This window comes from Ornithinimicrobium pulveris (assembly GCF_050261105.1).
In the GTDB taxonomy this organism is placed as follows: Bacteria; Actinomycetota; Actinomycetes; order Actinomycetales; family Dermatophilaceae; genus Ornithinicoccus.
Window position 1 is genome coordinate 2556273 of record NZ_CP189837.1, and the last position, 25953, is coordinate 2582225.

General features: G+C 70.2%; 26 protein-coding genes and 3 tRNA genes. 7 read left to right on the forward strand and 22 right to left on the reverse strand.

Annotated elements, in window-relative coordinates:
* Positions 1-58: 58 nt before the first annotated feature.
* Positions 59-131: transfer RNA gene (locus tag ACQBAT_RS11955), tRNA-Trp, on the reverse strand.
* A gap of 147 nt (positions 132-278) precedes the next feature.
* Between ACQBAT_RS11955 and ACQBAT_RS11960 the strand changes: the two genes are divergently transcribed.
* Entirely contained in the window at positions 279-1502 is a 1224-nt protein-coding gene (locus ACQBAT_RS11960) for a pyridoxal phosphate-dependent aminotransferase (RefSeq protein WP_420748241.1), read from the forward strand.
* Positions 1503-1671: 169 nt separating this feature from the next.
* Here ACQBAT_RS11960 and argG read toward each other — a convergent pair whose 3' ends face one another.
* From argG to ACQBAT_RS11985, 5 genes are all read right to left on the reverse strand, one after another.
* Entirely contained in the window at positions 1672-3123 is a 1452-nt protein-coding gene (argG, locus tag ACQBAT_RS11965) for an argininosuccinate synthase (RefSeq protein ID WP_420748240.1), read from the reverse strand.
* 80 nt (positions 3124-3203) lie between these two features.
* On the reverse strand, positions 3204-3914 hold the full coding sequence (locus ACQBAT_RS11970; RefSeq protein WP_420748239.1) for a hypothetical protein: 711 nt from the start codon (positions 3912-3914) through the stop codon (positions 3204-3206).
* Complete coding sequence (locus ACQBAT_RS11975; RefSeq protein ID WP_420748238.1) at positions 3911-4834, reverse strand: ABC transporter ATP-binding protein; 924 nt, start codon at positions 4832-4834, stop codon at positions 3911-3913. Before ACQBAT_RS11975 ends, ACQBAT_RS11970 begins: the two co-directional genes overlap by 4 nt.
* Positions 4831-5712 (reverse strand): ABC transporter permease, encoded by an 882-nt coding sequence (locus ACQBAT_RS11980; RefSeq protein ID WP_420748237.1) that lies wholly within the window; start codon positions 5710-5712, stop codon positions 4831-4833. The genes ACQBAT_RS11975 and ACQBAT_RS11980 overlap by 4 nt, the downstream gene beginning before the upstream one ends.
* Positions 5712-6626, reverse strand: a complete 915-nt coding sequence (locus ACQBAT_RS11985) for an ABC transporter ATP-binding protein (protein WP_420748236.1) — start codon at positions 6624-6626, stop codon at positions 5712-5714. The genes ACQBAT_RS11980 and ACQBAT_RS11985 overlap by 1 nt, the downstream gene beginning before the upstream one ends.
* 126 nt (positions 6627-6752) lie before the next feature.
* Here ACQBAT_RS11985 and ACQBAT_RS11990 point away from each other — a divergent pair, with 126 nt between their 5' ends.
* From ACQBAT_RS11990 to ACQBAT_RS12000, 3 genes are all read left to right on the forward strand, one after another.
* Positions 6753-7778, forward strand: coding sequence for an adenosine deaminase (locus ACQBAT_RS11990; protein ID WP_420748235.1), 1026 nt, complete (start codon positions 6753-6755; stop codon positions 7776-7778).
* The gene (locus tag ACQBAT_RS11995) at positions 7775-9523 is read left to right on the forward strand and encodes an alpha/beta hydrolase (RefSeq protein ID WP_420748234.1); all 1749 of its coding nucleotides are present in this window, start codon (positions 7775-7777) and stop codon (positions 9521-9523) included. Before ACQBAT_RS11990 ends, ACQBAT_RS11995 begins: the two co-directional genes overlap by 4 nt.
* 275 nt (positions 9524-9798) lie before the next feature.
* Positions 9799-10284 carry a helix-turn-helix domain-containing protein gene (locus tag ACQBAT_RS12000; protein WP_420748233.1) on the forward strand — a complete coding sequence of 162 codons (486 nt, stop codon included), beginning with the start codon at positions 9799-9801 and terminating at the stop codon, positions 10282-10284.
* Here ACQBAT_RS12000 and ACQBAT_RS12005 read toward each other — a convergent pair.
* The 12 genes from ACQBAT_RS12005 to ACQBAT_RS12060 all read right to left on the reverse strand — a co-directional run bounded on the left by ACQBAT_RS12005 (position 10278) and on the right by ACQBAT_RS12060 (position 18549).
* Positions 10278-11270 (reverse strand): hypothetical protein, encoded by a 993-nt coding sequence (locus ACQBAT_RS12005; RefSeq protein ID WP_420748232.1) that lies wholly within the window; start codon positions 11268-11270, stop codon positions 10278-10280. The genes ACQBAT_RS12000 and ACQBAT_RS12005 overlap by 7 nt on opposite strands.
* Before the next feature lie 183 nt (positions 11271-11453).
* Entirely contained in the window at positions 11454-12527 is a 1074-nt protein-coding gene (locus ACQBAT_RS12010; protein ID WP_427197764.1) for a UDP-N-acetylmuramate dehydrogenase, read from the reverse strand.
* Positions 12528-12628: 101 nt separating this feature from the next.
* Entirely contained in the window at positions 12629-13042 is a 414-nt protein-coding gene (locus ACQBAT_RS12015; RefSeq protein ID WP_420748231.1) for a MaoC/PaaZ C-terminal domain-containing protein, read from the reverse strand.
* Entirely contained in the window at positions 13042-13488 is a 447-nt protein-coding gene (locus ACQBAT_RS12020) for an FAS1-like dehydratase domain-containing protein (protein WP_420748230.1), read from the reverse strand. Before ACQBAT_RS12020 ends, ACQBAT_RS12015 begins: the two co-directional genes overlap by 1 nt.
* 26 nt (positions 13489-13514) lie before the next feature.
* Positions 13515-13937: a TA system VapC family ribonuclease toxin gene (locus ACQBAT_RS12025; RefSeq protein ID WP_420748229.1), complete on the reverse strand. Its 423-nt coding sequence runs from the start codon at positions 13935-13937 to the stop codon at positions 13515-13517.
* The gene (locus ACQBAT_RS12030) at positions 13934-14164 is read right to left on the reverse strand and encodes a hypothetical protein (protein ID WP_420748228.1); all 231 of its coding nucleotides are present in this window, start codon (positions 14162-14164) and stop codon (positions 13934-13936) included. Before ACQBAT_RS12030 ends, ACQBAT_RS12025 begins: the two co-directional genes overlap by 4 nt.
* A gap of 176 nt (positions 14165-14340) precedes the next feature.
* Complete coding sequence (gene rpmG / locus ACQBAT_RS12035; protein WP_075956919.1) at positions 14341-14508, reverse strand: 50S ribosomal protein L33; 168 nt, start codon at positions 14506-14508, stop codon at positions 14341-14343.
* A gap of 57 nt (positions 14509-14565) precedes the next feature.
* Positions 14566-14642, reverse strand: a tRNA-Met gene (locus ACQBAT_RS12040).
* 33 nt (positions 14643-14675) lie between these two features.
* Positions 14676-14748, reverse strand: a tRNA-Thr gene (locus tag ACQBAT_RS12045).
* 120 nt (positions 14749-14868) lie between these two features.
* Positions 14869-15786 (reverse strand): MaoC family dehydratase, encoded by a 918-nt coding sequence (locus tag ACQBAT_RS12050; RefSeq protein ID WP_420748227.1) that lies wholly within the window; start codon positions 15784-15786, stop codon positions 14869-14871.
* 2 nt (positions 15787-15788) lie between these two features.
* Positions 15789-17213, reverse strand: a complete 1425-nt coding sequence (locus ACQBAT_RS12055) for a 3-oxoacyl-ACP reductase (RefSeq protein ID WP_420748226.1) — start codon at positions 17211-17213, stop codon at positions 15789-15791.
* A gap of 1 nt (position 17214) precedes the next feature.
* Complete coding sequence (locus ACQBAT_RS12060) at positions 17215-18549, reverse strand: acetyl-CoA C-acetyltransferase (protein WP_420748225.1); 1335 nt, start codon at positions 18547-18549, stop codon at positions 17215-17217.
* A 135-nt stretch (positions 18550-18684) separates the two neighbouring features.
* On the opposite strand from ACQBAT_RS12060, the gene ACQBAT_RS12065 reads away from it, so the two are divergent.
* Both ACQBAT_RS12065 and ACQBAT_RS12070 read left to right on the forward strand, forming a co-directional pair.
* Positions 18685-19404, forward strand: coding sequence for a TetR/AcrR family transcriptional regulator (locus tag ACQBAT_RS12065; protein WP_420748224.1), 720 nt, complete (start codon positions 18685-18687; stop codon positions 19402-19404).
* Positions 19401-21473, forward strand: coding sequence for an acyl-CoA dehydrogenase (locus ACQBAT_RS12070; protein WP_420748223.1), 2073 nt, complete (start codon positions 19401-19403; stop codon positions 21471-21473). The genes ACQBAT_RS12065 and ACQBAT_RS12070 overlap by 4 nt, the downstream gene beginning before the upstream one ends.
* Positions 21474-21538: 65 nt before the next feature.
* Here the strand turns inward: ACQBAT_RS12070 and ACQBAT_RS12075 are convergent, their stop codons facing one another.
* Genes ACQBAT_RS12075 through ACQBAT_RS12085 form a run of 3 tightly spaced genes read right to left on the reverse strand, consistent with a single transcriptional unit; the run spans position 21539 to position 23715 of the window.
* Entirely contained in the window at positions 21539-22339 is an 801-nt protein-coding gene (locus ACQBAT_RS12075; RefSeq protein WP_420748222.1) for a sulfite exporter TauE/SafE family protein, read from the reverse strand.
* Between the two features lie 25 nt (positions 22340-22364).
* Entirely contained in the window at positions 22365-22931 is a 567-nt protein-coding gene (locus ACQBAT_RS12080; protein WP_420748221.1) for a DinB family protein, read from the reverse strand.
* Positions 22932-22935: 4 nt separating this feature from the next.
* A complete protein-coding gene (locus ACQBAT_RS12085; protein ID WP_420748220.1) occupies positions 22936-23715 on the reverse strand; it encodes an alpha/beta fold hydrolase in 780 nt (259 codons plus the stop codon).
* 62 nt (positions 23716-23777) lie between these two features.
* Here ACQBAT_RS12085 and ACQBAT_RS12090 point away from each other — a divergent pair, with 62 nt between their 5' ends.
* Positions 23778-24725, forward strand: a complete 948-nt coding sequence (locus ACQBAT_RS12090) for a helix-turn-helix transcriptional regulator (protein WP_420748219.1) — start codon at positions 23778-23780, stop codon at positions 24723-24725.
* On the opposite strand, the gene rocD is transcribed toward ACQBAT_RS12090, so the two are convergent.
* Complete coding sequence (rocD, locus tag ACQBAT_RS12095) at positions 24716-25951, reverse strand: ornithine--oxo-acid transaminase (RefSeq protein WP_420748218.1); 1236 nt, start codon at positions 25949-25951, stop codon at positions 24716-24718. The genes ACQBAT_RS12090 and rocD overlap by 10 nt on opposite strands.
* Positions 25952-25953 lie beyond the last annotated feature (2 nt).

Below are 25953 nucleotides of genomic sequence, written 5' to 3' on the forward strand. Positions count from 1 at the left end.
GGTCCTGGTGCTGATGTCTCGGGCGGAGCAGCAGGTATGCCGCGTCCGTCCCGTCGCGCAGGGCATGAGGGACTCGAACCCCCAACCGCCGGTTTTGGAGACCGGTGCTCTACCAATTGAGCTAATGCCCTTCAGATGTCACCGTGGGATCCGCGCGCCAGACCCTGCCGTTGGGGGGCAGGCTCGCGCACGGGGCGAACACCCGAAGGATCAGTCTACGTGACGCCCGCACCAAGGTGCAAAGACGTGCGCCGACCGGCAGGTGCAAAGATAAGAGGGTGAGCGAGCAGACCCAGAACTCCAGGCCCCGCATCTCCCGCCGCATCGGCTCGATCGCCGAGTCCGCCACCCTGGCCGTGGACGCCAAGGCCAAGGCGCTCAAGGCCGAGGGGCGACCGGTGATCGGCTTCGGCGCCGGCGAGCCGGACTTCCCGACGCCGGACTACATCGTCGAGGCCGCCATCGAGGCCGCCCGCAACCCGGTCAACCACCGCTACTCCCCCGCCGGCGGGCTGCCAGACCTGAAGAAGGCGATCGTGGCCAAGACGGCGCGCGACTCCGGCTTCGAGGTCGAGCCGGCCAACGTGCTCATCACCAATGGCGGCAAGCAGGCGGTCTACAACACCTTCGCCGCCCTGCTCGACCCGGGCGATGAGGTGCTGCTGCCGGCGCCCTACTGGACCACCTACCCCGAGGCGATCCGGCTCGCCGGTGGTGAGCCGGTGGAGGTCTTCGCCGGCGCGGATGCGGCATACCTGGTCTCGGTGGAGCAGCTCGAGGCCGCGCGGACCGACCGGACCAAGGTGCTGCTCTTCTGCTCCCCGTCCAACCCGACCGGTGCGGTCTACACCCCGGAGCAGGTGGAGGAGATCGGCCGCTGGGCGCTGGAGCACGGGATCTGGGTGGTGACCGACGAGATCTACGAGCACCTGCTCTACGACGGCGCGCAGGCCCCGTCGATGCCGGTCGTGGTGCCCGAGCTGGCCGACACCTGCGTAGTGCTCAACGGGGTCGCCAAGACCTATGCGATGACCGGCTGGCGCGTGGGCTGGATGGTCGGCCCGACCGATGTGATCAAGGCCGCGACCAACCTGCAGAGCCACGCGACCTCCAATGTCGCCAACGTCTCGCAGCGCGCCGCGATCGCCGCCCTGGAGGGCTCACTGGATGCCGTCGATGAGATGCGCACCGCCTTCGACCGCCGCCGCCGGTTGATGGTGGAGATGCTCAGCGCCATCGAGGGCGTGCACTGCCCGGTGCCACAGGGCGCCTTCTACGCCTACCCCTCGGTCGAGGGCGTGCTCGGGCGGACCATCCGCGGGCGGGTGCCGCAAACGTCGGCCGAACTCGCGGCGCTCATCCTCGACGAGGTCGAGGTCGCCGTGGTCCCGGGCGAGGCCTTCGGGCCCTCGGGCTACCTGCGCCTGAGCTATGCGCTGGGCGATGAGGACCTCAAGGAGGGCGTCGGCCGGATCCAGGCGCTGCTGGCTGAGGCGAGGTAGGTCTGCGCTCGCGTTGAGCGCAGCCGGGAAGTCAACTGTGAGCGCCCCTGTGAGGCGCGCTCCGAGGCAAAGGAGCGTGCCGAACAGGGGCACTCACAGCCGGATCGCGGACTCAACTCAGGCGCTTCGCCCGTCACCCGGCAGCATCTGCCGCTCGGGCTCGGTCGTGTCAGTCGGCGCCGAACTCCATCGAGGCCCAGTCCAGGGCGACCTCGTCGTCCTCGGTGGGCCCGACACCGCCCGCGATGCGGTCAGCGCCGCCGGGGGTGAGCTCACCGACCAGCGAGGTGGTGGCCAGGCCCATGGCAGAGGCGGCCGCGCCGCCGGACCCGAGCAGGCCCATCGAGACGTACTGCTCCAACCGCGAGCGCGAGTCGGCGATGTCCAGGTTGCGCATGGTGAGCTGGCCGATCCGGTCCGTGGGGCCGAAAGCAGCGTTGGAGACACGCTCCATGGACAGCTTGTCCGGGTGGTAGGAGAAGTTGTCACCGGTCGTGGAGACGATTGTGTAGTCGTCGCCGCGCCGCAGCCGCAGCGTCACCTCGCCGGTGACCGCCGAGGCCACCCACCGCTGGAGGGACTCCCGGATCATCAGGCCCTGGGGGTCCAGCCAGCGGCCCTCGTAGAGCAGCCGCCCCAGCGCCCGGCCCTGCTCGTGGTAGGCCCGGATGGTGTCCTCGTTGTGGATGGCGTTGACCAGCCGCTCGTAGGTGATGTGCAGCAGCGCGATCCCGGGAGCCTCGTAGATGCCGCGGGACTTGGCCTCGATGATCCGGTTCTCGATCTGGTCGGCCATCCCGAGGCCGTGCCGGCCACCGATCTCATTGGCGGCCATCACCAGACGCACAGCGTCGCCGTCGAAGTCGTCGCCGTTGATCGCGACCGGGCGACCGTGCCGGAAGGACACGGTGACGGTCTCGGCCTGGATCGGCGCCGACTCGTCCCAGAAGGGCACGCCCATGATCGGCTCCACGATCTCCATCGAGGTGTCGAGATGCTCGAGCTTCTTGGCCTCGTGGGTCGCGCCCCAGATGTTGGCGTCGGTGGAGTAGGCCTTCTCCTTGCTCGCCCGGTAGGGCAGGTCGCGCTCCTGCAGCCACTGGCTCATCTCGTCGCGGCCGCCGAGCTCAGCGACGAACTCCTCGTCCAGCCAGGGCTTGTAGATCCGCAGGTTGGAGTTGGCGAGCAGGCCGTAGCGGTAGAAGCGCTCGATGTCATTGCCCTTGAAGGTGGAGCCGTCGCCCCAGATGTTGACGTCGTCCTCCTTCATCGCCTTGATCAGCATGGTGCCGGTGACGGCCCGACCCAGGGGCGTGGTGTTGAAGTAGGTGCGGCCGCCGGAGCGCAGGTGGAAGGCGCCGCAGGCCAGCGCGACCAGGCCCTCCTCGACCAGCTCGGCGCGACAGTCGACCAGGCGGGCCAGCTTGGCACCGTATTCTTCGGCGCGGGCCGGGACGGTGTCGATCTCCGGCTCGTCGTACTGGCCGATGTCAGCCGTGTAGGTGCAGGGCACGGCGCCCTTATCTCGCATCCACGCGACCGCGACCGAGGTGTCGAGACCGCCGGAGAAGGCGATCCCGACCCGTTCACCGACGGGGATGCTGGTCAGTACCTTGGACATGCGCAGCAGTGTATGCAGACATCCGCATAGATATGCAATCCGCAGGTCAGGGCATGACTACGTTGTCCCTCGCCGCCCCGCTACTCGTCTCCACGCAGCTGGAAGCGCTGCAGCCGCCAGCCCGCGAATCCGACGCCGAGGACCAGCACCACCAGGGCTGCGATCAGGGCATAGCCCAGACCGATCGTGGCGAGCGGCAGGTCAATCCCCGCGACCGACTCAGTGATCCGCTGCGTGAACGCCTGCACGGACAGGTAGCGGAAGCCGCTGAGCAGAGAGGCCAGCGCGCGTTCAAGGACGAGCGCGTAGATCAGGCCGGCGACCATGCCATGCCGGGTCGCCGCCGAGAGCAGGCAGAAGAGCGCGGTGTAGAGCACCGCCCCGATCGCCCCGGCGACGGCGGAGCCGAGCACCCACTGGCTGTTCACGCCCCCGGCCAGGGCCGCCGCGGCCAGGCCACCGGAGCTCAACATGGCCGACACGCAAGCCGCAGCCGCCCACTTGCTGGCGGCGACGACATACCGGGACACGGGGGTGGAGAGCAGATAGACGACCGAGCCGTCGTCGATCTCCGGACCGAGGACCCCGTTGGCCGCAAGGAGCGCGACGAGGGGGACGACCACGGCCAGGCCAACCTCGACGATGACCAGGCCGGCGCTCATCGGCTCGCGGGTGAGCGCCCGCACCGTCGCCGCGAGCGCGACGAGGACGAGCGGAAGAGCGAGGAGCACGAAGCCGCGCCGCTGTCCCAGGAGTGCGCGCAGGGCGAGCCGGGCGATGGTGAGGTTCATGACTGCACCAGGTAGGTGAAGACCGACTCCAGCGAGTCGTCGGTCGGGGTGAGCTCACGCACGGTGATCCCGGCCTCGCGTGCCAGGGCGGGCAGGGCGCGGGCGAAGCCACCCATATCGGTGACCTCCACGTGGATCTCCGGTGTGCCGGAGGGCGCTTCGAGGGCGACCCCGGCGACGCTGCGCTGGCCCATCAGCGCGGCGGCCAGGCGCCGGTCGTCACTGCTGCGGATCGTGTAGCGAGTGGGTCGGTCGGTCATCAGCCGCCGGATGGCGCCGAAGTCGCCGCTCGCCGCATGCCGGCCGGAGACGACGACCTCGATGTGCCTGGCGATGTGCTCGACCTCCTCCAGGATGTGGCTGGAGAAGAGCACGGTGCGTCCCTGCTCACCCATCCGGGTCAGCAGCTCCATCAGGTGCATCCGCTGCCGTGGGTCGACGCCGTTGAACGGCTCGTCGAGCAGCAGCACCTCGGGCTCGTGGACGAGGGCGCTGGCCAGCTTGGCGCGCTGCCGCATGCCCTTGGAGTAGGTGCTGATCGCCCGGTCCGCGGCGTCGACGAGGTCGACCTCCTCGAGCGCGCGCCGGGTCGCGGCCGCGGGATCGGCCAGCTTGTGCAGCTCCGCCGAGGCCTGCACGAACTGGCGGCCGGTGAGATAGGCGAAACTCACCTCCCGCTCGGGCACCAGGCCCAAGGCCTTGTATGCCGCAACATTGCGCCAGATCGGATCACCGGCGAGGGTGACGCTGCCTGCGGACGGGGCGAGGAAGCCGGCCATCATCGCGATCAGCGTCGACTTGCCGGCTCCGTTGGGCCCGAGGAGTCCGGTGACGCCAGGACCGATGGTCATCGAGACGTCGTTGACGGCGACGACATTGCCGTACCAGCGGCTGACCTTGTCCAGGACGAGCTCGGTCATCGCGCCCCCTTGCTGCGGTAGCGGTGGACGAGGAAGGAGATCGCCACGGCTGCCAGCGCGAGGGCGGCGAGCAGCATGAGGGCTGCGGTGGTGGCATCGCCCGGCGGTGCTTCGTAGGCAGGACTGGCGTCACCCAGCCCGACCTGGACGGCGTCCACGAGGACGAACGGGGAGAGCAGCCCGAGCCAGGTGCCCAGGGTGTCTGCGCCCTGAGCGGTGCTCACGGCCTGCAGGGCCACGGTGACACCGAGGCCGAAGAGCAGCACGATGATCGAGCCGCCGATCGCCAGGCCCCGGCGGGTGGTGGAGCTGGAGACCACGGCCCCGATCGTCGCGAGCAGCATCGCCAGCAGGATCGCGCCGGCGACGGCGACCAGCCACTTCGGGAACTCAGTGGTGAAATCCGCCCCCGCCGCGAGTCCACCGGCAAAGAGCAGCACCAGAGGCGTGATCACGAAGGCCAGGATCGCGAGGACGAGCGAGGCCCACCGAGTGAGCGCGAAGGCCAACGGCCCGAGCGGCCTGGCCAGATAGAGGCTGATCGAGCCGGTGCGCAGGTCCCGGGTGAAGAGCACGGGCGCCTGGGCGGCGACGAACATCGCGATGAACATCGAGGTCTGCTGCTGGTAGCCGGCGTAGTTGAGCAGGTCGGCGTTGAGGCCGAGGAAGGACAGGATGCCCACGAGCACCACGGCGGGGATGAGGGTCATGCCGAGGAGAGCGAAGGGCAGCACCTTGGCCTTGCCGGACCGGCCGAAACCGAAGGTGGACAGGGCGCCGTGCCGCAGCAAGGAAGCCACGATCCCCCACCGGCCGACGCGCGGTCCGGCATAGCCGCGGTAGCCGATGTCGTGGATCACTCCGGAACGCTCGCTCATCATGCGACCTCCTCACGGAAGACGTCCTCGAGCCGGCCGTGCTGGGGCTGGATCCGCACCAGACCGAGTTGAAGGTCGGCGGCGGTGTCGCGGATCAGGTCGCGCAGCCCGTCGACGTCCCCGGTCGGGTCGACTTCGATGAGCGTTCCTCGAGGTCGGCAGGCGAGGCCACGTGCGGCCAGCGCCTGGCCCATCTCCTCCTGACCGTCGAGCACCTCGACCAACACCACCCCGGTGTCGGCCATGAACGACTCGGTCGCCTCCGAGCGCAGCAGCTGACCGGCGTCGAGAACGACGACGTGATCGCTGATCCGTTCCAGCTCGCCGAGCAGGTGCGAAGTGACCAGGACCGGGATGCCGAAGTCGTGGCCGATGCGGCGGACCAGGGCCAGCATGTCCTCGCGGGCCGCCGGGTCCAGACCGTTGGTCGGCTCATCGAGCATGACCAGCTGGGGGTCATGGACGAGAGCTTGCGCGAGCTTGGCCCGCTGCTTCATACCGGTGGAGTAGCCGCCCATCAGCCGGTAGCGCTCCTCGGCCAGGCCGACGTGGCGAAGCACGTCAGCCGCCCGCTCGCGGGCGGCGGCCGGGGGGAGCCCGGACATCCGACCCATGTGCACGACGAAGTCGATCGCCCGCATGTCAGGCGGCAGGCACTCGTGCTCGGGCATGTACCCGACCGCGGTGCGGATCGCCTCGCCCCCGGTCCGGATGTCGTGGCCGAGCACGGTCGCTTCGCCCGAGGTCGGGGTCAGCAGGCCGAGCAGGATCTTGATCAGCGTGGACTTGCCGGCGCCGTTGGCGCCGACCAGGCCCGTGACGCCGACCGCCACGTCGATGGTGAGGCCGTCGAGTGCGGCCACCTGGCTGTTTCCATAGCGCTTCGTGAGCGCCTGGGTCTGGATCACCCCCATGTCGCACGACACTAGACCTCTGACTCCGGGGTGCGCACGGGGGTTGTCCCCCCAATCTCCATCTCCTGGTCAGGAGACGGCAGTCCCTCATGAGAGTCCCAGCCGCCACAGGTATACATGGGTGCCATGTCCCGCTCTGTGCGCTCGCTGCCCAAGGCGCACCTGCACCTGCACTTCACCGGATCGATGCGCGTCCAGACGGTGCGGGAGCTGGCTGACACGCACGGCCTACGCCTGCCGCCGGCCTTTACCACGCAGTGGCCACCCCAGCTGTCCGGCCAGGACGAGCGGGGCTGGTTCCGCTTCCAGCGTCTCTACGACTCCGCCCGCGCCTGCGTGCGTGGCGAGGCAGACCTGCGCCGGGTGGTGCGCGAGGCAGCCGAGGACGACGCGGCCGAAGGATCCCGGTGGCTGGAGCTGCAGGTCGATCCCACGTCCTACGCACCCTTCGTCGGCGGGATCACTCCCGCGCTCGAGATCGTCCTGGACGAGGCGTCCCTGGCCAGCCGGGACACCGGGACGCAGGTGGCGATCGTGGTCGCGGCGAGCCGGATGCGGCACCCGCTGGAGGGACGCACGCTGGCGCGGCTGGCCGCACGGCACGCGGGCGAAGGCGCGGGTCACGTGGTGGGCTTCGGGCTGTCCAATGACGAACGGCGCGGGTGGACGGGGGACTTCGAACCCGCCTTTCGGATCGCGCAACGGGCGGGGCTGGCCAGCGTGCCGCACGCCGGTGAGCTGTTGGGCGCGGACCATGTGGACGTCGCGCTCACGCACCTGCTCCCGGACCGCCTCGGTCACGGCGTGCGGTCGGTGGAGGATCCGGACGTGCTGCGTCGGATCGTCGATGAGCAGGTCACGCTGGAGGTGTGCCCGGGCAGCAATGTCGCGCTGGGTGTCTACCCGAGCCTCGCGGACGTCCCGTTGCCACAGTTGATCGATGCCGGTGCTCGCGTTGCTCTTGGTGCCGACGACCCGCTGCTCTTCGGCAGTCGACTCGCCGATCAGTACGTCTCAGCCCGTGTCGATCACGGCCTGGACGACGCAGCGCTAGCCGGTCTGGCCCGCGGCTCGATCGAAGGCTCGACGGCACCAGCGGAGGTCAAGCGGGGCCTGCTCGCCGAGGTCGACGCCTGGCTCGCGACGCCGTGAGCACCCTGATCACACCGCCTGCGGCTGATGCGCCGGCCGCGGTCTACCCGCTGCCGAAGCGCAGCCGCTCGCGGCGCGAGCGCTTCTTCCAGCACGTCTCCCAGCCCGGGTTCACGATCGGGTTGGTGATGCTCTGGGTGGCCCTGTCCCCGAGCTTGCTTCCGCGCACCTGGTGGATGCACGCCGTCGCCGTGGGCCTGAGCGTCTTCGTCGGGTATGTCGTCGGCGAGTTGGTGGGGCGGCTCGCCAGCTGGGCCGCTCGGGCTATCGGGCTGGAGATCCGGGTCTCAGCCCGAGCGGGGTGGGGGCTGCGCTGGGTCTGGGACGTGCTTCTCATCCTGGTCAGCATCGCGGTCTGGTGGTGGAGCGTGCGCCAGCAGCGCGCCAACGCCGATTTGGTCGGGCTGGAAAGCGGCGGCAACGCCTCGATGGCGGTGGGTGTGCTCGCTGGCCTCGGGTTGGCGATCCTGCTGCTGGCCCTGGTGCGTGGAGTCATCCTGCTCTGGCGAGGTATGCGGCATCTCGCCCGGCGCCTGCTCCCCCAGGTGGTGGCCTCGGTCCTGGCGACGGTGCTGCTGGTGGTCGGTCTGGTCTGGGTGACCAACGGGGTAATCTATCGGCGGGCAATGGAGTCGGCGCTGGGTTCGGCGGCGCAGCTCAACGCCCAGGTGCCGGCTGGGCGCGAGCAGCCGATGGAGCCCGAGCGATCAGGCAGCCCGCAGTCGCACCAGCCGTGGGAGACGCTCGGCCGGGACGGGATGGCGATGGTGGCTGACGGTCCGCGCGCCGCCGATATCGAGCGGGTGACGGGCCTGTCCGCGATCGAGCCGATCCGGCTCTATGCCGGTAAGCAGGACAACGAGTCGGTGGAGGAAGCGGCCGAGGCTGTGCTGGCCGAGATGGCTCGCACGGATGCCTTCGACCGCTCGGTGGTGCACGTGACCACCGCGACGGGGACGGGCTTCGTGCAGGGCTGGTCGGTCGCCTCGGTGGAGTACCTCACCCGTGGCGATGTCGCGACCGTCTCCATGCAGTACTCCTACTTCTCCTCGGCCCTGGCTTACGCCACCGACCGCACGACTCCCGTGCAAGCCGGCAAGGCGCTCTTCGACGCCGTGTTTGCCGAATGGTCCGCTCTGCCCGAGGACGACCGCCCGATGCTCGTGGTGAGCGGGGAGTCGCTGGGGTCCTATGGCGGCCAGGGCGCCTTCGACTCCCTTGACGAGATGCTGAGCAAGGTTGACGGAGCGGTGTGGAGCGGCACGCCGCGCTTCACGCCCCTGTGGTCCGAGCTCACCGAGGATCGCCGCGCTGGCAGCCCGGAGATCGCCCCGGTCGTAGACAACGGGCGACATGTGCGCTTCGTGACCCGTCCCGAGGAGCTGAACCACGACGTCTACGGCGCGCCCTACGTGGCCTGGGAAACGCCGCGAGTGGTCTACGCCCAGCACGCTTCCGACCCGATCGTGTGGTGGGAGCCGGAGATGCTGTGGGCCGAGCCGGACTGGATGCGCGAGCGCGCGGGCCGCGACGTCCCCGGGGCACTGCGCTGGATCCCCTGGGTCTCCTTCTGGCAGCTCGGCGTCGACATGCCGCTGTCGGTCTCGACCCCTGGAGGCCATGGGCATCATTACTTCGAGGAGATGACCCCCTACTGGGCCGCCGTCCTCGGCCAAGACCCGACCGACACGGACCGTCTCCGCCCCATCCAGGCCGCCCTGACCGCCGATTTCCGGCCCCGCTAGCCACCACCCCTCACAGACGTGAGCCTGCCCCACCAGGTGGGGCAAGCTCAATCCGCCCCGGGTGGTGGGGCAAACTCAATCCGCCCCGGGTGGTGGGGCAAACTCAATCCGCCCCGGGTGGTGGGGCAAACTCACGTCTCCCCGCCACCCCACATGCTGATCCACATGGGCCGGGCGCCGGCGGCGGCTGTCCACAGATCTGGTGAACGTAGTGCTGGCCGACCTGCTCAGCGCTCAGGCTTGGTCCCACAGGACGACACGCGTTGGGGGTCACCATGAAAGCGGGCAATCAGCCGCCCACCGTGCTCGAGCAGGTGGGGCTCGCGCTGCGGGCGCATCGACGACAGCACGGGCTCAGCCAGCGAGCCTTCGCCGACAAGCACGGACTCAGCAAGAGCACCGTCGCCCGGTTCGAGGCCGATCCGAGCAGCGCCTCCCTGGCCGAAGCCCATCGGCTCCTGACACTGGTGGGCTTCGACCTCGCCGTGACCGGCCAGGACGGCAGTCCCGTGCAGGACTGGGATCCGACCGATCTGCTCGCACGCACGCGCTCCAAGGGTCGCTTCCCGGCGCACCGAGCTGTGCACGGCAGCGGGGCGGTCGGCCCTCGGTGGTGGGTCCACCACGAGTTCACAGCCTCTGGGGAGTGTGGCCCCCAGCCCGCGTGGACCGCAGAGGGCTTCATCCCACCCGAGGGCACCCGATTCGGCAAGGTTCCTCGGCCGTATGGGGAGGATGAGGGCCCACGCTGGCCCTATTGATCTAAGGGCTGGAAGTGACCGGTCACCACGACCTGGTCAGGGGTGAGCCATTCGCTGACGAGCTCGTGAACCTTGTCGATGGTGGCCTGGTCGGCGATGACGGCATGCACCTCCAACTGGCCGGAGACGGTGCCAGCGGCCGAGCCCAGGAGAGCCACGTCGCCGGCGTGAAGCGCTTGCTGGGCAGCGAGCCGGTCCTGCTCGGAGGGCAGGTCGCGCTGCTCGACGCAGAGCGGGCCGGAGAAGATCTCACGCAGCTCGCTGCGAGCCTGATCGGGATCGCCGCTGACCACGACATTGAAGACCGCTCCGCCGTCCGAGACCCAACTGGCGACGTAGTCGTCGAGCTCGCCGCCCTGCAGATATTCCACCAGAGCCTGCTCCTCGTCGAAGCCCTCTCCTGACCCCGTCCGAGCGGCCTGGTCCACGTCACCGACATCGGCCGTCGGGTCGTCACAGAGCTGCGGGAAATCCACGTCATCTCGCGCAGGGGGTGCGAAACCCTCGGGCCAGTCCAGGCTGAGAGGCCGGGTGAGGGTGAAGGTGCCTTCCGGTCCGACCGTCAGATCCAGATGTCCAACACCGACATAGGCCTCGTTCGTCCACCGCACTCCCGACTGCTCCTCGGCGTCGATGTCATCCCACGAGAACTCCCCCTCCAAGGCAGGTCCCGAGCACTGCGGCGGCAGCGAGTCCAGCACGCCACCGACACACAGCATCGCCGGCCCGTCGGGCTCGGCCTGCAGGACGGTGCCGATACCGACCACCTCGGTGTCCGGACCGATGGTCTGCGGCGCCCCGTCTTCCGCAGGCGTCCCCTGTCCGGCGCCCGTGCCTTCGCCCTGGTCGCCATCACCGTCGGTAGATCCCGTGGTGACGTCCGACTCCCCCTGGCCGCCCTCCGCTCCCGGAGCGGGACTTTCTGCCGTGCCGCAGGCAGCAAGCACCAGGGCCGCCACCGCCACCACGACGGCGTGACCACCCACTGCGCCCACTCGCGCGCGCCGACCCATGCGTCTCATATCCGTCCTATGTTGACAGTGATCCGGGCGTTTCATGCGGTGTCACCGATCATGCAGTGTCACCGCTCCTGCAGATTCAGCACTCATGCGTATTCACTGCTCAGGGAGAGTCACGCCGCAGGACCTCAGGGCACGTGCCCACGGTTCTTACAACTCCAGTCCCACCAGCACCGGCTCATTCACCAGCCGCACCCCAAAGGCCTGCGCCACTCCATCACGCACCGTTCGCGCCAGCTCGAGCACGTCCTGCGCCTGCGCCGAGCCGCGGTTGGTCAGCGCCAACGTGTGCTTGGTGGACAGGCCCGCCGGTCGACCCTCGACCGTCCAGAAACCCTTTCCGAAGCCCGCCTTGTCGATCAGCCACGCGGCCGAGGACTTCACCAGTCCGTCGCCGGCGGGGAACTGCGGCGGCACCGGACCATCAGCACCAAGCCGCTCTGCCGCCCGCGCCACGACCTGCTCCATCTGCGCCACCGGCAGGATCGGGTTGGTGAAGAAGGACCCGCAGGACCACGTGTCATGGTCCTGCGCGTCCAGCACCATGCCACGACGGCGGCGCTGCTCCAGCACGGCCTCCCGGGCCGCACCCAAGGGGACCCGCTGCCCGACCTGGACACCCAGACCGGCTGCCAGATCGGCATACTCAACCGGTTGGGACAGTTCGGTCGGCCGCAGCGAGAAGGTCACGGTGAGGACCACAAATCTCGGGGTGACCGAGCCGGCCGGCGCGTCCGGGCCGAGCATCGACTCCTTGAGCAGCGAGTGCCGGTAGGTGAACGCGAGGTCTCCTGGGAAAAGCGTGCGCACCCGCTGCTCGACCCGGTCCCAGACCCGCACCTGGGCGATCGTCTGGGCGACCTCCTGACCGTAGGCGCCGACGTTCTGCACCGGGGTGGCTCCGGTTGCCCCGGGGATTCCGGAGAGCGCCTCGATGCCCGACCATCCCTGCTCGCAGGCGTGCGCCACGACGTCGTCCCAGGTCTCGCCGGCCGCGATCGTGGCGGAGATCCCGCCGCAGGCGGAGGCGTGCGGCACCTCGATGCCGGTCGTGCGCACCAGCACCACAGTCCCGGGGAAGCCCGCGTCGGCGACGAGCAGGTTGGAGCCACCGCCCACGACGAGCAAGGGCTCACCGGCCGCGTCGGTCTCCCGCACCGCTTCGATGAGCTCGGCCTCGGTGGTCGCGGTGATCACCCTGCGGGGCGGTCCACCGACCCGCATCGTGGTCAGCTCCGCCAGCGTCCCGTATGCCGTCTCGCCCCTCTCATTGGCCTGCGCCACCCGGTGCTGGGTCACGGAGCCCTCGGTCACGTGGTCCTGGGTCACGGGCGGACCACGGCGGTGCAGCGACTGAGAACCTTCTCGCCGTCGCAGGTGACGGTGAGCTCCAGGGTCTGCTGGCCGGTCTGCTCGTCAGTCTTCTTCACCCTGCCCTCGACGCGGATCTCGACGGTCTCCCCCTCCGGGACAACGACCATGCCGGTGAACTTGGTGGTGCACGAGAGCACGCGACCCGGGTCGCCGCCCGCATAGTCGGTGGCGAGGTTGAGCGCCGCGCCCATCGTCCACATGCCGTGCGCGATCACGTCTGGAAGGCCTACCGCACACGCGAAGTCGGCGTCCTGGTGGATCGGGTTCTGGTCACCGGAGGCGTCGGCGTAGGCCACCAGTCGTGCGCGGTCGACGGTCACGGTGCGGGCCAGGTCCGCGATGTCAGGGGCCATCTCGGCGCTCATCAGCCCTCCCCCCGGACCACGATGGTCGAGGTCACGGTGGTGACCGGCGAGCCGTCTGCGTCGGTCAGCTCGACCCGGGTGGCAACCATCCCGTGCCCACCCGCTTCGCGCATGGTGTCGACGTGGAGGATGCCGGTGAGCTCATCCCCTGCCACGATCGGCCGGTGGTGGACGAAGCCCTCTTGGCCGTGCACCACGCGGGAGAAGTCGATACCGGCCTCGGGGTCCTGGACCAGTTGCGCCTCGCAACGCTGGGCGAAAATCACCGCGAAGGTCGGCGGCGCGACGACATCGGCATGACCGAGGGCCTGGGCAGCCTGCGGGTCGAGGTGCGCCGGGGCGTGGGCTCCCACGGCCTGGGCGAAGGCCGCGATCTCCTCGCGGGTAACGGGGAACGGGCCGGCCGCGGCGAACTCGCGACCGGCGAAGGCGGGGTTGATCGGCATACCGGAGACCCTATCTGGGACCAAGATCAGGGGATCGGAACGACCAGCCGCGGGTGAGCGTGAACGAGCCCCTGGTCGAAGGTGGCGAGCAGCCCCCCATGAGCCCGAGCCAGGGCCACGAGATAGGTGTCCGTCACCTGCCGATACCCGCGGACCCCGGAGAGATCCACAGCGCTGAACGGCACATCGTCCGCCCAGTGCCGCGATCTGTCCTGACTGGCGATCGTGGCGAGGACCGCGGTTGCCGCCGCCGCAGGCTCCCCCAGCCGCAGGAGGAAGCGGACGAGCTCTCCCTCCACGATGGGGCAGACCGCATAGTCACCGACGGACGCCAACCAGAGGGCAGCTCGATCATGGTGCTCGTGCTCCCGCAGCGTCAGGGCGATGAGCACGTTGGCGTCCAGGAGGTGGACCGGGAGATCATCCCCAGAGCTGTGCGGCTCCTTCACTCGTCGGCCAGGAAGTCGGCGACCTCGGCAGAGGTCACCCGGCGCCCCACGGACAGCACGCCAAGGCCGGTCCGGGGATCGGTCACCACCTCAACCGGGGCATCCAGCTGCGCCATGCCGCGGATGGTGAGGTCGGCCAGCAGCGAGGACAGGGACTGCCCTCGCTCAGCCGCCAGTTCTCGGGCGCGGCGGTGCACGGCAGGGGGGAGATCGACCGTGGTTCGCATGGGTGCATCATATCTGATGCAGACGCTGCATCAGCATGGTCGAGATCCACGTCCTTACGCTCGCGTAGGACACAGAGCGACCAGCACCTTCGCCATCCCAGCCACTGCAGGACGCCAGCATGACGAAAGGCCGCCACCCGCAGTGGGTGACGGCCTGGCGTCGGTCGCTGATCGGGTCAGCGGGTCTCGCGGTGCGCGGTGTGCTTGCCGCAGCGCGGGCAGAACTTCGCCATCTCGAGCCGGTCGGGGTTGTTCCGCCGGTTCTTCTTGGTGATGTAGTTGCGCTCCTTGCACTCCGTGCACGCCAAGGTGATCTTGGGACGAATGTCGGTGGACTTGGCCACGGTGCAACCTGCCTTTGAAGTGGATCTCGTGTCTTGCGGTTCGGCCTGGTCGGCCGGTGGTAGCGGGAGCGGGGCTCGATCCCGCGACCTCACGATTATGAGTCGTGCGCTCTAACCAGCTGAGCTATCCCGCCTCGGGAGGCGACCCGGGTGGGCCGTCCTGCCAGAGCCCCCAAACGGAATCGAACCGTTGACCTTCTCCTTACCATGGAGACGCTCTACCGACTGAGCTATAGGGGCGGGCCGTGGGCCCTGCAGATCCGGTGGACCCGCAGGCAGCGAGAAGCAACTTTACACGTGCCTGCGGGTCCGTTCCAAATCAGCGGGGGCTGCGACGGGGAGCAGCGCCGGAGGGACTGCTCACAACCCCCTGACCTGCGCGTTCAGGTGCAGGCGGGAGGCATCCCGGGAGGTGACCGCGAGGGCCGACTCCGCTGCCTCCCCCGCTGCCCGCAGCTCGCCCACGGCTGACTCCGCTGGCCCGCCTGCCGAGGGCATGGTGCCTCGCAGCACCACGGTGGACGGCAGCAGGATCGGCTTGACGAACTGCACGTCCACCGTGAATGCCTCGGGCAGCCGGGCCTGCAGCGCGGAGAGGACCTTGGCGTGGGTCCACATGCCGTGCGCGATGGCGCGCGGGAATCCGAAGGCCTTGGCCGAGAGCCCGGTCAGGTGGATGGGGTTGGCATCGCCGGAGACCTTGGCGTAGTGACGTCCCAGATCGGCCGGCAGCCGCCAGGTGGCCAGCTCCACGTCCGCGACCGGGTGCTGCTCGTCCCTGGCCGGGGCGTCGTCGCTGCCTCGGCCGCGCACCAGATAGGTGGAGCGCCCCTCCCAGACGACCTCGTCACCCACGCTGGCCTCGCCGACCAGGTCGACGGTGTGGCCTTTGCGGTGCGGTGACAGGTTGTCCGACCAGGAGCTCAGGGTGAGCTTCTCCTCGACCCGGACCGGGCGGTGCTGGGTCATCGTGTTGGCGACGTGCACCATCCCGAGCATCGGGAACGGGAAGTCCTTGCCCGCCATCAGGTCCACCTGCAGCGGGAAGGTCAGCACGTGCAGCCAGGTCGCGGGCAGCGTGTCGGCCAGGGTGGAGCCGGTGACCTCGCAGTAGTCGGCCAACCGGCGCACATCCTGCTCGACCCCGGTCAGCATCACCCGCGTCGCGGGCAGGTCACCGGTCGCGCCCGGGCGACCTCGGCCACTGGCGACGGCCTTGGCGAAGTTGCCGGTGATGCCAGGGGGGCTGGCGTGCAGCCTGATGTCCACATCGCTCATGGTCAGGCTCCGATCTGGCTCTGGCCGCAGACCCGCAGCACCTGGCCGGTGACCGCACCAGAGGCCGGCTCGGACAGGTAGGCGATGGCCTCGGCGACATCCACTGGGCGACCGCCCTGCTGCAACGAGTTGATCCGGCGGGCGACCTCGCGGGTGCCCATGGGCATCTTCGCGGTCATCTCGGTCTCGATGAAGCCGGGGGCCACGGCATTGACCGTGATCCCGCGCTCGATGAGCTTGGGGTCGGCGCCCATCGCCCGCACCAGCCCGATCACGCCCGCCTTGGAGGCCGCGTAGTTGGCCTGTCCGCGGTTGCCGGCGATGCCGGAGGTGGAGGCCACCCCGATGATCGAGCCGCCCTCATCCAGACCACCGGGCAGCTCGGGGTCCAGCAGCACCTGGTTGATCCGGACCTGCGCGGCCAGGTTGACCTCGAGCACGCTGCCCCACCGCTCCTCATCGGTGTTGGCGAGCAACTTGTCGCGGGTGATCCCGGCGTTGTGCACGATGGTGTGGATCCGGGCTGCGTCGCCGAACCGCTGGGCGACGTGTGCAGCGATCCGTGCTCCCGCGTCCTCGGCGGTGATGTCCAGCTGCAGGGCGTTGCCGCCGATCCGGTTCGCCACCTTGGCCAGCCCCTCGCCGCCGGCGGGGACGTCGACGGCGACGACGAGAGCGCCGTCGCGGGCGTAGGTTTCAGCGATCGAGGCCCCGATCCCGCGGCCGGCGCCCGTGACGACCACGATCTGCCCCTCGAAGGGGTGCGTGTTGCCGACGTCGGTCAGCCCGCGCTCCGCGTGGCCTACGTGCAGCACCTGCCCCGAGACGTAGGCCGAGCGGCCCTCCAGCAGGAAGGACAGCGTGGAGGCCAGGTCGGTCGCCGTCGTGGGCTGGTCGGTGAACAGGTCGACGCGCACCAGGTTGGCCGTCGCCCCGGCGCGCAGCTCCTTGCCGACGCTGCGGACGATGCCTTCGAGCGCCTGCTGGGCGGCAACGGCGGTCGCGGCCCCACCGATCAGGGTGTCCGGCTCGACGCCGACCACGATCACCCGACCCGAGGACTCGACGCCCTTCATCGCCGGGCGCAGCAGCCCGCGCACCGTTTCCAGGTCGGCGATCGTGCTCACCTGGGTCGCGTCGACGACGAGGGCGCCGATCTTGTCCCCGTATGGCGTGGGCACCACCCGGGTGCGCCCGTCCTCATCGGTCTGGGTCACCCGGGTCTCGACGGTGTCGACCAGCGCATCGCCCGGGGTCACCCCCAGCTCGGAGAGCGAGTCCCCGACCAGGTGGGAGGTGCCGCCGGCGACGCCGAGGACGACCTGCCCGCTCGGCAGCTCGCGGCCCCGCCGGAGCCGAGCCGCCTGGGGCACGCCCAGCTGGCGGGCCAGCGGGTTGGAGGTCAGCATCTGCATGAGGTCGGCCATGTCAGCACCCTTCCAGGATCGCGACGACACCCTGGCCGCCCGCGGCACAGATCGAGATGAGACCGCGGCTGCCCGGACCCTTCTCGTGGAGCATCTTGGCCAGCGTGGCCACGATCCGCCCACCGGTCGCGGCGAACGGGTGACCGGCCGCCAGCGAGGAGCCGTTGACGTTGAGCTTGGCCCGGTCGATCGAGCCGAGCGGAGCATCGAGACCGAGCCGGTCGCGGCAGAAGTCCTCAGACTCCCAGGCGGCCAGGGTGGCCAGCACCGTGGACGCGAAGGCCTCGTGGATCTCGTAGTAGTCGAAGTCCTGCAGCGACAGGCCCTGACGCTCGAGCAGGCGAGGAACGGCATACGCGGGGGCCATCAGCAGACCCTCCTCGCCGGACACATAGTCCACCGCGGCCACCTCGGCATCGACGAAGCGGGCCAGCTGCGGCAGGCGCCGCTCCTGCGCCCACTCGGGCGAGGAGAGCAGCACGACCGCGGCACCGTCGGACAGGGGCGTGGAGTTGCCGGCCGTCATCGTGGCACCCTCGCCCTTGCCGAAGACGGGCGAGAGGCTGGACAGCTTCTCCACGCTGGTGTCCGCGCGCAGCCCCTGGTCGCGGGAGAGCTTGAGGAATCCGGTCGCGAGGTCATCGAAGAAGCCGGAGTCCCAGGCGCGTGCCAGGTTGTGGTGGGAGGCGACGGCCAGCTCGTCCTGGGCCTCGCGGGTGATCCCCCACTCCTTGGCGGTGCGGGCCTGGTGCTCACCCATCGACAGGCCGGTGCGCGGCTCGGCGTTCCGGGGCGTCTCGGGGGCGAGGTCGCCGGGACGGATGCCGGCCAGCGCCTTGACCCGCTGCATCGGGGTCTTGGCGGCGTTGGCCTTCAGCAGCGCCTTGCGCAGGCCCTCGCCCACAGCGATCGGGGCGTCGCTGGCGGAGTCGACCCCACCGGCGATGGCGGAGTCGACCTGGCCCAGGCGGATCTTGTTGGCGACCTGGATGACGGTCTCGAGCCCGGTGCCGCACGCCTGGGTGAGGTCGTAGGCCGGCGTGGTGGGCGCCAGCGCCGAGCCGAGCACTGCCTCACGGGTGAGGTTGAAGTCCCGGGCGTGCTTGAGCACCGCTCCGGCGGCGACCTCGCCGACGGGTGCGCCCGCCAGGCCGAAGCGCGCGACCAACCCGTCGATCGCGGCGGTGAGCATGGCCTGGTTGGAGGCTGCGGCATACGCACCCCCGGCCTTGCCGAAGGGGATCCGGTTGCCGCCGACGATGACGGCGTCGCGCAGGCTCTGGGGCGCGGGCGAGCCGACTTCGCTCTCGGCGCGGGTGGTGGGCTGCTCGGACATGGGGGCTGCTCCTCGGCTGCTCGCGGGCGGGGCGCGGGTGCGCCGACGCCGTGGGTGTGGGCGGGCTCAGCGCCCGCCAGAACTATCCGATACTGACTGTAGCCGATACGGCTCGTACTTGGTAGTGTGAGCGGTATGAGGTCTCCCCTGCCGCTGCCGCACCGCTCCACCGAGCCGCGGGCTGAGGAGTCGGACGCGCCCGTCCGAGACGGCCGCGACGTGCGCTGGGAGGCCCACCGCACGCGTCGGCGGCGACAGCTCGTCGAGGCCGCGCTCAAGGCGATCCGCAAGCATGGCGCCGGGGTCGGCATGGATGAGATCGCCGCGGAGGCCGGGACCAGCAAGACCGTGCTCTACCGGCACCTGGGGGATCGCGCGGGGCTCTACCGAGCGGTGGTGGCTGCGGTCCACGAGACCATCCTCGCTGACCTGGCGGCCGCTCGCGAGGGGGAGGGGGATGTGGTCGGGAGGATCGCGGCGATGGTCCGGGCCTATCTGGCGATGGTCGAGCGTGACCCGCAGATCTACCGCTTCGTGCTGACCCGCCCGTTGGAGACCACCCAGGGCGACCCGCAGGACCCGGTCCACCAGATCACCGACCGGATCGCCGCCCAGCTCACCGAGACCCTGCACGAGCACCTCACCGCGACCGAGCACCCGCAGGCCGACCTGCTGGCCCCCGTCTGGGGCACCGGCATCGTCGGGATGGTGCAGGCCGCCGCCGACCACTGGCTGGTCGCCGCCGAACCCGACCATCCCCTTGGCACCGACGTCGTCGCCGACGCCGTCGTCGATCTCATCCGTCCCGCACTCACGACCCGCCCCGCACCCACGCAAGGACACAGCACGCGATGACGACGCAGACCAGCACCGAGACCACCTCGAGCACCGGCCGCAGCATCACCCCCGAGCCGCCCACCGGTGTCGAGCTCCCGGCGAGCGCGACCGACGAGGCCCGCACTCCACATACGGTGGAGGAGCTCAGCCCCCTCGGCGTCGGCCTTCGGTCCGCGACCGGCGGCCGTTATGGCGCCGTCCGGGACCTGGCCCGGTCCACCGTCCCGACCCACCTGATGGTGCGCGACCCCGCGATGAGCATGACGGAGGCTCGGGACTGGACGCGGCGCACGCTGGCCGAGCTGGTCTCCTTCGGGATGGCCGGCAGCGGCTTCCCGGTCGCCCAGGGCGGCCTGGATGACCCCGGCCGCTCGTGTGTCGACTTCGAGATGACCGCCCACGGCGACCTGTCGCTGACGGTGAAGTCCGGCGTGCACTTCGGCCTCTTCGGCGGCGCCGTCACCGCGCTCGGCAACGCCCAGCACCACGAGGAGGTGCTGCCGGACATCATGAGCCTGAAGCGGATCGGCTGCTATGCGATGACCGAGTTCGGGCACGGCTCGGACGTGGCATCGCTGGAGACCACGATCACCCACGACCCCCAGTCCGACGAGCTCGTCGTGCACTCCCCCACCCCGTCGGCGACCAAGACCTACATCGGCGCGGCCGCCGAGGACGCCCACCTCGCCGTGGTCTACGGCCAGCTGATCGTGGGCGGTGAGGGTCACGGTGTGCACGTCGTGCTGGTGCCGGTCCGCGACGAGTCCGGCTCCCCGATGCCGGGTGTCACCCTGGGCGACAACGGCCACAAGGGCGGTCTGCTGGGCGTCGACAACGGCACCATCACCTTCGACCAGGTGCGGGTGCCCCGGGCCAACCTGCTCGACCGGTTCGGCGGCATCGACGACTCGGGCGCCTACGTCTCGGAGATCGAGGGCGACAACAAGCGCTTCTTCACGATGCTCGGCACCCTCGTCCGCGGCCGGATCTGCGTCGCCGCGGGCGCGGCCGTGTCCGCGCGCAAGGCGCTGTCGATCGCGACCCGGTATGCCGTGCGTCGTCGCCAGTTCTCCGCGCCCGGGCACGACGGCGAGGTCGTGCTGATGGACTACCTGGCCCACCAGCGCAAGCTGCTGCCGGCGATCGCCACCTCCTACGCGCACATGTTCGCGCTCAACGAGGTGATGGAGAATCTGCAGGACCTGCACGAGATGACCGAGAAGGACCAGGTCGCCCAGCGCGAGCTGGAGACGCGGGCCGCTGGTCTGAAGGCGCTCATCACCCACTTCGCCAACCAGACCAACCAGGTCTGCCGGGAGGCCTGCGGCGGCGCGGGCTACATGTCCGAGAACGGCCTGACCGGGCTGCGCCAGGACGCCGACGTCTTCGCCACCTTCGAGGGTGACAACACGGTGCTGCTGCAACTCGTGGCCAAGGGGTTGCTGACCGGCTACAAGGAGATGTGGGGCGACCTGGACATGCGCGGCATGGTCCAGTTCGCCGCCCGCGCCCTCGGCGAGCAGATCGTCGAGGTCACCTCGGCCCGGCCCCTGGTGGAGCGGCTCAAGGCGGCTGCGGCGCGCAAGGACGAGTCCGAGACCCTGCTCGACCGCGGCTGGCACCTGTCGATGTTCGCCGACCGGGAGAAGCACGTGCTGGAGACGGTCGCCAACCGGCTGCGTCGCCGAGCCAAGGACAAGGACTCCTTCGAGGCCTTCAACTCCGCCCAGGACCACGTGCTCCTGGCCGCCCGCACCCACATGGACCGCGTGGTCCTGGAGGCCTTCGTGGCCGGCATCGAGGAGTGTGAGGACGGCGAGGTCAAGGACGCCCTGGAGCGGCTGTGCACGCTCTATGCGCTGAGCTCGATCGAGGCCGACTCCGGCTGGTTCCAGGCGCACAACCGGATGTCAGCGGTGCGCGCCAAGGCCGTCACCTCGCAGATCAACCGGCTGTGCGCCGAGCTGCGCCCGGACGCGATCGCTCTCGTCGAGGGCCTGGGCGTGCCGGAGGCCTGGCTGGGCTCGAAGATGCTCGTCGAGGACGAGGCGAACGTGGCCCGGTGGACGCCGGGGCATCAGCTCTGAGCGGGATCTGCGGACTGAGCCGCTGACTCGGCGGACCCTCCCACCCATCGGCTGGCCAGCCAAGGTCAGCCGACGACCAGGGCCACCGTGGTGTAGATCGCGACCACGACCAGCATCACCGCGAAGCTGCGCTGCAGGACCGCCGGGTCCAGCCGTCGCCCTAGGCGCTCGCCGAGCAGGCTGCCGACCACCGCCGCGCTGGTGAAGACGGCGATCAGCGCCCAGTCCAGCTCGAGCGGCGTGCCGAGCCGGCCGAGCACGCCCGTGGCGCTGTTCAGCGCGATGACCAGCAGTGAGGTGCCGACAGCCACCCCCATCGGCAGTCCCAGAACGATGGTCAGGGCTGGCACGATCGCGAATCCGCCGCCGACCCCGAAGAAGCCGGTGAGCACCCCGGCGGCACTGGCCACCACCAGCACGAGCAGCGCCCGACGGACCTGCAGCCGTGGTGGTCGCAGGCTCAGCCAGCGATGCTCCTCCTGCTCCTGTGGGTCGGAGCGTCGCTCGACCTGAGCCCGCCGCCACATGACGGTGGCCACCACCGCGAGCAGGGCGCAGAACAGCCCCATCGTCAGGCCTGGGTCCGCATCCACCGCCACGCGGGAGCCGAGCAGCGCTCCGCCCGCGCCCAGCATCCCGAAGGCCACACCGTCGGCCCAGGAGACCCGTCCGCCACGGGCGTGCTGCGCCACCGCGACGATGCTGGTGATCCCGACGATGACCAGGGACGTGGTGGTCGCCACGGCCGGGGGTTGGTCGAGGAGCAGCACCAGGGCCGGCACCGCGATGATCCCGCCACCCGCGCCGAGCGCCCCCATGACCAGCCCGACCAGCAGACCAATCACGATCTCCAGGGCGAGGTCCACGTCCCCATGATGGACGCCGCCCGCTTCACCTGTCGAACCGGTGCCCCCACAGGTCACGGAGCAGCGCCACCTCGGCGAGGTGGTGGATGGTCTCCCGGTTGATGTGCAGAACCAGCTGGATCATCGGCGACTCCTCCCAGCCCGGCTCCTTCTCACCCACCGGCGCCGCGAGCTGCTCGGCGGTGAGCGCCTTCACCCCGGCCGACCAGTCGGCATACACCCGGTCCAGCTCGGCCAGCGCCCCGGCTGCGGTGCCGGGCGCCTCCCACGTCTCGTAGTGGATCTCCGGCGCCGCGAAGTGGCTGTGCGCGCGCATCCCGAGGACGCCCACGACCACGTGCGCGAGCCGCCAGGCGATCGAGGTGACGGGAGCCGGCTCAGGGTCTGGGAAGGCGTAGTCGACGATCCATTCCCCTCCCCCGGCGCGCATGGTCACGCTCGCAGGCGCCTCCTCGTCGCGCCGGCGCACGTTCCAGGTGCCGGCGACCGGCTCCCAGAGGTACTCCTCGTCGGTGAGCCCGTCGAGGCGAGGCCGGGCCTGGTGGGTCCAGTGCCAGTCGAGCTGCTCGTGCAGGTATGGCGTGAGGTCCATGGCGTCAGCCGTCCTGACGGGCGTCGTCGGTCGGGGTGTTCGAGGTCGCGATGGTGGTGATCACCTCGGCCAGTTCGGCTGGCTTGCTCCACATCGGCCAGTGGCCGGTGGGCAGGTCGACCAGCTCGAGCCGGCGGTAGTCGAGCAGGCCGGCGAGGAAGCCCGCCCCCTCCTTGGCATAGCTGACATAGTCGGCGGCCGGGAAGGCGGTGGCGATGAGGGTCATCGGCACCTCGAAGCGCCGCTCGTCGGTGAGCGCCGCCGCATCCCGCAGGGCGCCGGCTGGCTGTGGCACCGCCCGCTCCTGGAAGGTGGCGAGCTGGTCATCGGTCAGGTCCCGCATCGAGCCACCCTCGAACTCTTCGTCCCACTGGGCCGACAGGGGGTACTCCTCGCCCTCTACCGCGGCGTTCATGGCATAGCCGTCGGCGGCCGGGGCCGTGTCCACCCAGATGACGTGCGCCACCTCGTCGACCTGCCTGTCGAGGGCGATCGTGGCGGGGACGGCGGCACCGCTGTGCGCGACGAGGACCACTGGCGCCCCCTCGGCCGCCGAGGTGATGGCGTCCTCGATCGCGCGGGCGTGATCCTCCAGCCGCACCGACCCGCGGTCCGGGTGATCCGGCTCCAGTCCGGGCAGGGTGAGCGCGACGGGGGTCAGGCCCCGCTCGCGCAGGTGGGCCAGGACCTCGTCCCAGGCCCATGCGCCGAGCCAGAAGCCGGGGACGAGGATGACGTGCGCTGCGGCGGACGTGCCGCTCGGTGCGGGTGGGGTGTACTCCATGTCGCTCAGCATGACAGCGCCCGCGGACAGATGCTGTCCGCGATCGGTGGCAGAGTTGGCGCATGACGGACACCACTGCTCGGGTGCTGCAGCTGCTGGGCCTGTTGCAGCACCGGTCGCTGTGGAGCGGGGAGGAGCTCGCGGAGCGGCTGGGGGTGACGACGAGATCTGTGCGGCGCGATGTCGAGCGCCTCCGGGACCTGGGCTACCCGGTGCGCGCCAGCGCAGGGGTCGGGGGCGGCTACCAGCTCGGGGCGGGCGGCACCATGCCTCCCCTGCTGCTCGATCCGGACGAGGCGGTGGCGGTGACCCTGAGCCTGCGACTGGCTGCGGGTGGCGCAGTCACCGGGGTCGAGGAGCCCGCGCTGCGAGCGTTGGCCAAGCTGGACCAGGTGCTGCCTGCCCGGCTGCGCGGGGAGGTCGAAGCCCTTGCCGAGTCGGTGGTCTCGGTCGACGGACCTGGCGTGCCCGTGGATGCCGCGTTGCTCACGACGCTGGCCCGTGCCTGCCGGGACCGGGTCCTGCTGGACCTGGGCTATCGCTCACGCCAGGGGACGAGCACCCAGCGGCGGGTGGAGCCCTATCACCTGGTGAGCATGGGGCGCCGGTGGTACCTGCTCGCCTTCGACCTGGATCGCCTCGACTGGCGGACCTTCCGGATGGACCGGATCGCCAGCGACACCCTGCATCCCACCACCCTGCGCTTCACCCGGCGTCGCTGCCCGGACCCGGTCGAGCACGTGCGCCAGGCGGTGCTCCGCTCTCCCTACCGCTACCTCGCGCGGCTGCGACTGCATGCCCCCAAGGACGAGGTCCAGGACCGGGTGCCGCAGAACGCCGGCGTGCTCACCGACCTCGGCGACGGCACCTGCGAGCTGGAGACCGGCGCAGAGTCCCTCGACTACCTGATCATCGAGTCACTGTGGCTGGGCGTGCCCTTCGAGGTCATCGACCCGCCCGAGCTGGCCGAGCATCTCGGGCGGGTCCGGGACCGGCTGCGTCAGCCCTGACCCTTGGCGGCGCGGGCGTCCGCGAGGGTGTCAGCCAGGGACTGCACGACCAGGTCGAGCTCTTCGGCGGTGATGGACAGCGGCGGGGCCAGGCGGATGGTGGATCCGTGGGTGTCCTTGGCCAGGACGCCACGCTTGGCCATCCCCTTGCAGGCCTCCTTGCCGGTCATCAGGTCGGGGTCGATGTCGATCCCGGCCCACAGGCCGCGCACGCGCACCTCGTCCACGCCCTGCCCGATCAGGGCCTCGAGGCGCTCGCGGAAGCGGGGCTCCAGCTCCTTGGCCTTGTCCTGGAACTCACCGGAGGCCAGCAGCTTGACCACCGCGTGGCCCACGGCCGCGGCGAGCGGGTTGCCGCCGAAGGTGGAGCCGTGGGTGCCGGGGGTGATGACTTCCATGACGTCCTTGTTGGCCGCCACCGCGGAGACCGCGATGATGCCACCGCCCAGCGCCTTGCCCAGGGTGTAGACGTCGGCCTCGACGCCCTCGTAGCCGCAGGCCAGGGTGGTGCCGGTGCGGCCCAGACCGGACTGGATCTCGTCGGCGATCATCAGCACGTTCTTGGCCGTGCACAGCTCGCGCAGGCCGGGCAGGAAGCCCTCCTTGGGGATCTGCACGCCCATCTCGCCCTGGATCGGCTCGAGCAGGACCGCGGCGGTGTTGTCGGTGATCGCGGCCTCGATGGCGGCCAGGTCGCCATAGGGCACGGTGACGAAGCCGGGGGTGTAGGGGCCGTAGTCGTCGCGGGCCTCGGGGTCGTTGGAGAAGGAGACGATCGTGGTGGTGCGACCGTGGAAGTTGTTCTCCATCACGATGATCTCGGCCTGCTCGGCCGGGATGCCCTTGACCTGGTAGCCCCACTTGCGGGCCAGCTTCAGCGCGGTCTCTACGGCCTCGGCGCCGGAGTTCATCGGCAGCACCATGTCCTTGCCGACGAGCTCGGCGAGGTCGCGGCAGAAGGGGCCGAGCATGTCGTTGTGGAAGGCCCGGCTGGTCAGCGTCGCGCGGTCGAGCTGGTCCTTGGCAGCCTGCACCAGGTCGGGGTGGCGGTGCCCGAAGTTCAGCGCCGAGTAGCCGGCGAGCGCGTCGAGATAGCGGTTGCCCTCGACGTCGGTGACCCAGACGCCCTCGGCGTCGGAGACGACGACCGGCAGCGGACTGTAGTTGTGGGCAGCGACCTCGTCCTCGAGGGCGATGTAGTCGGCATTCGTGGACAGCTCAGTCATGC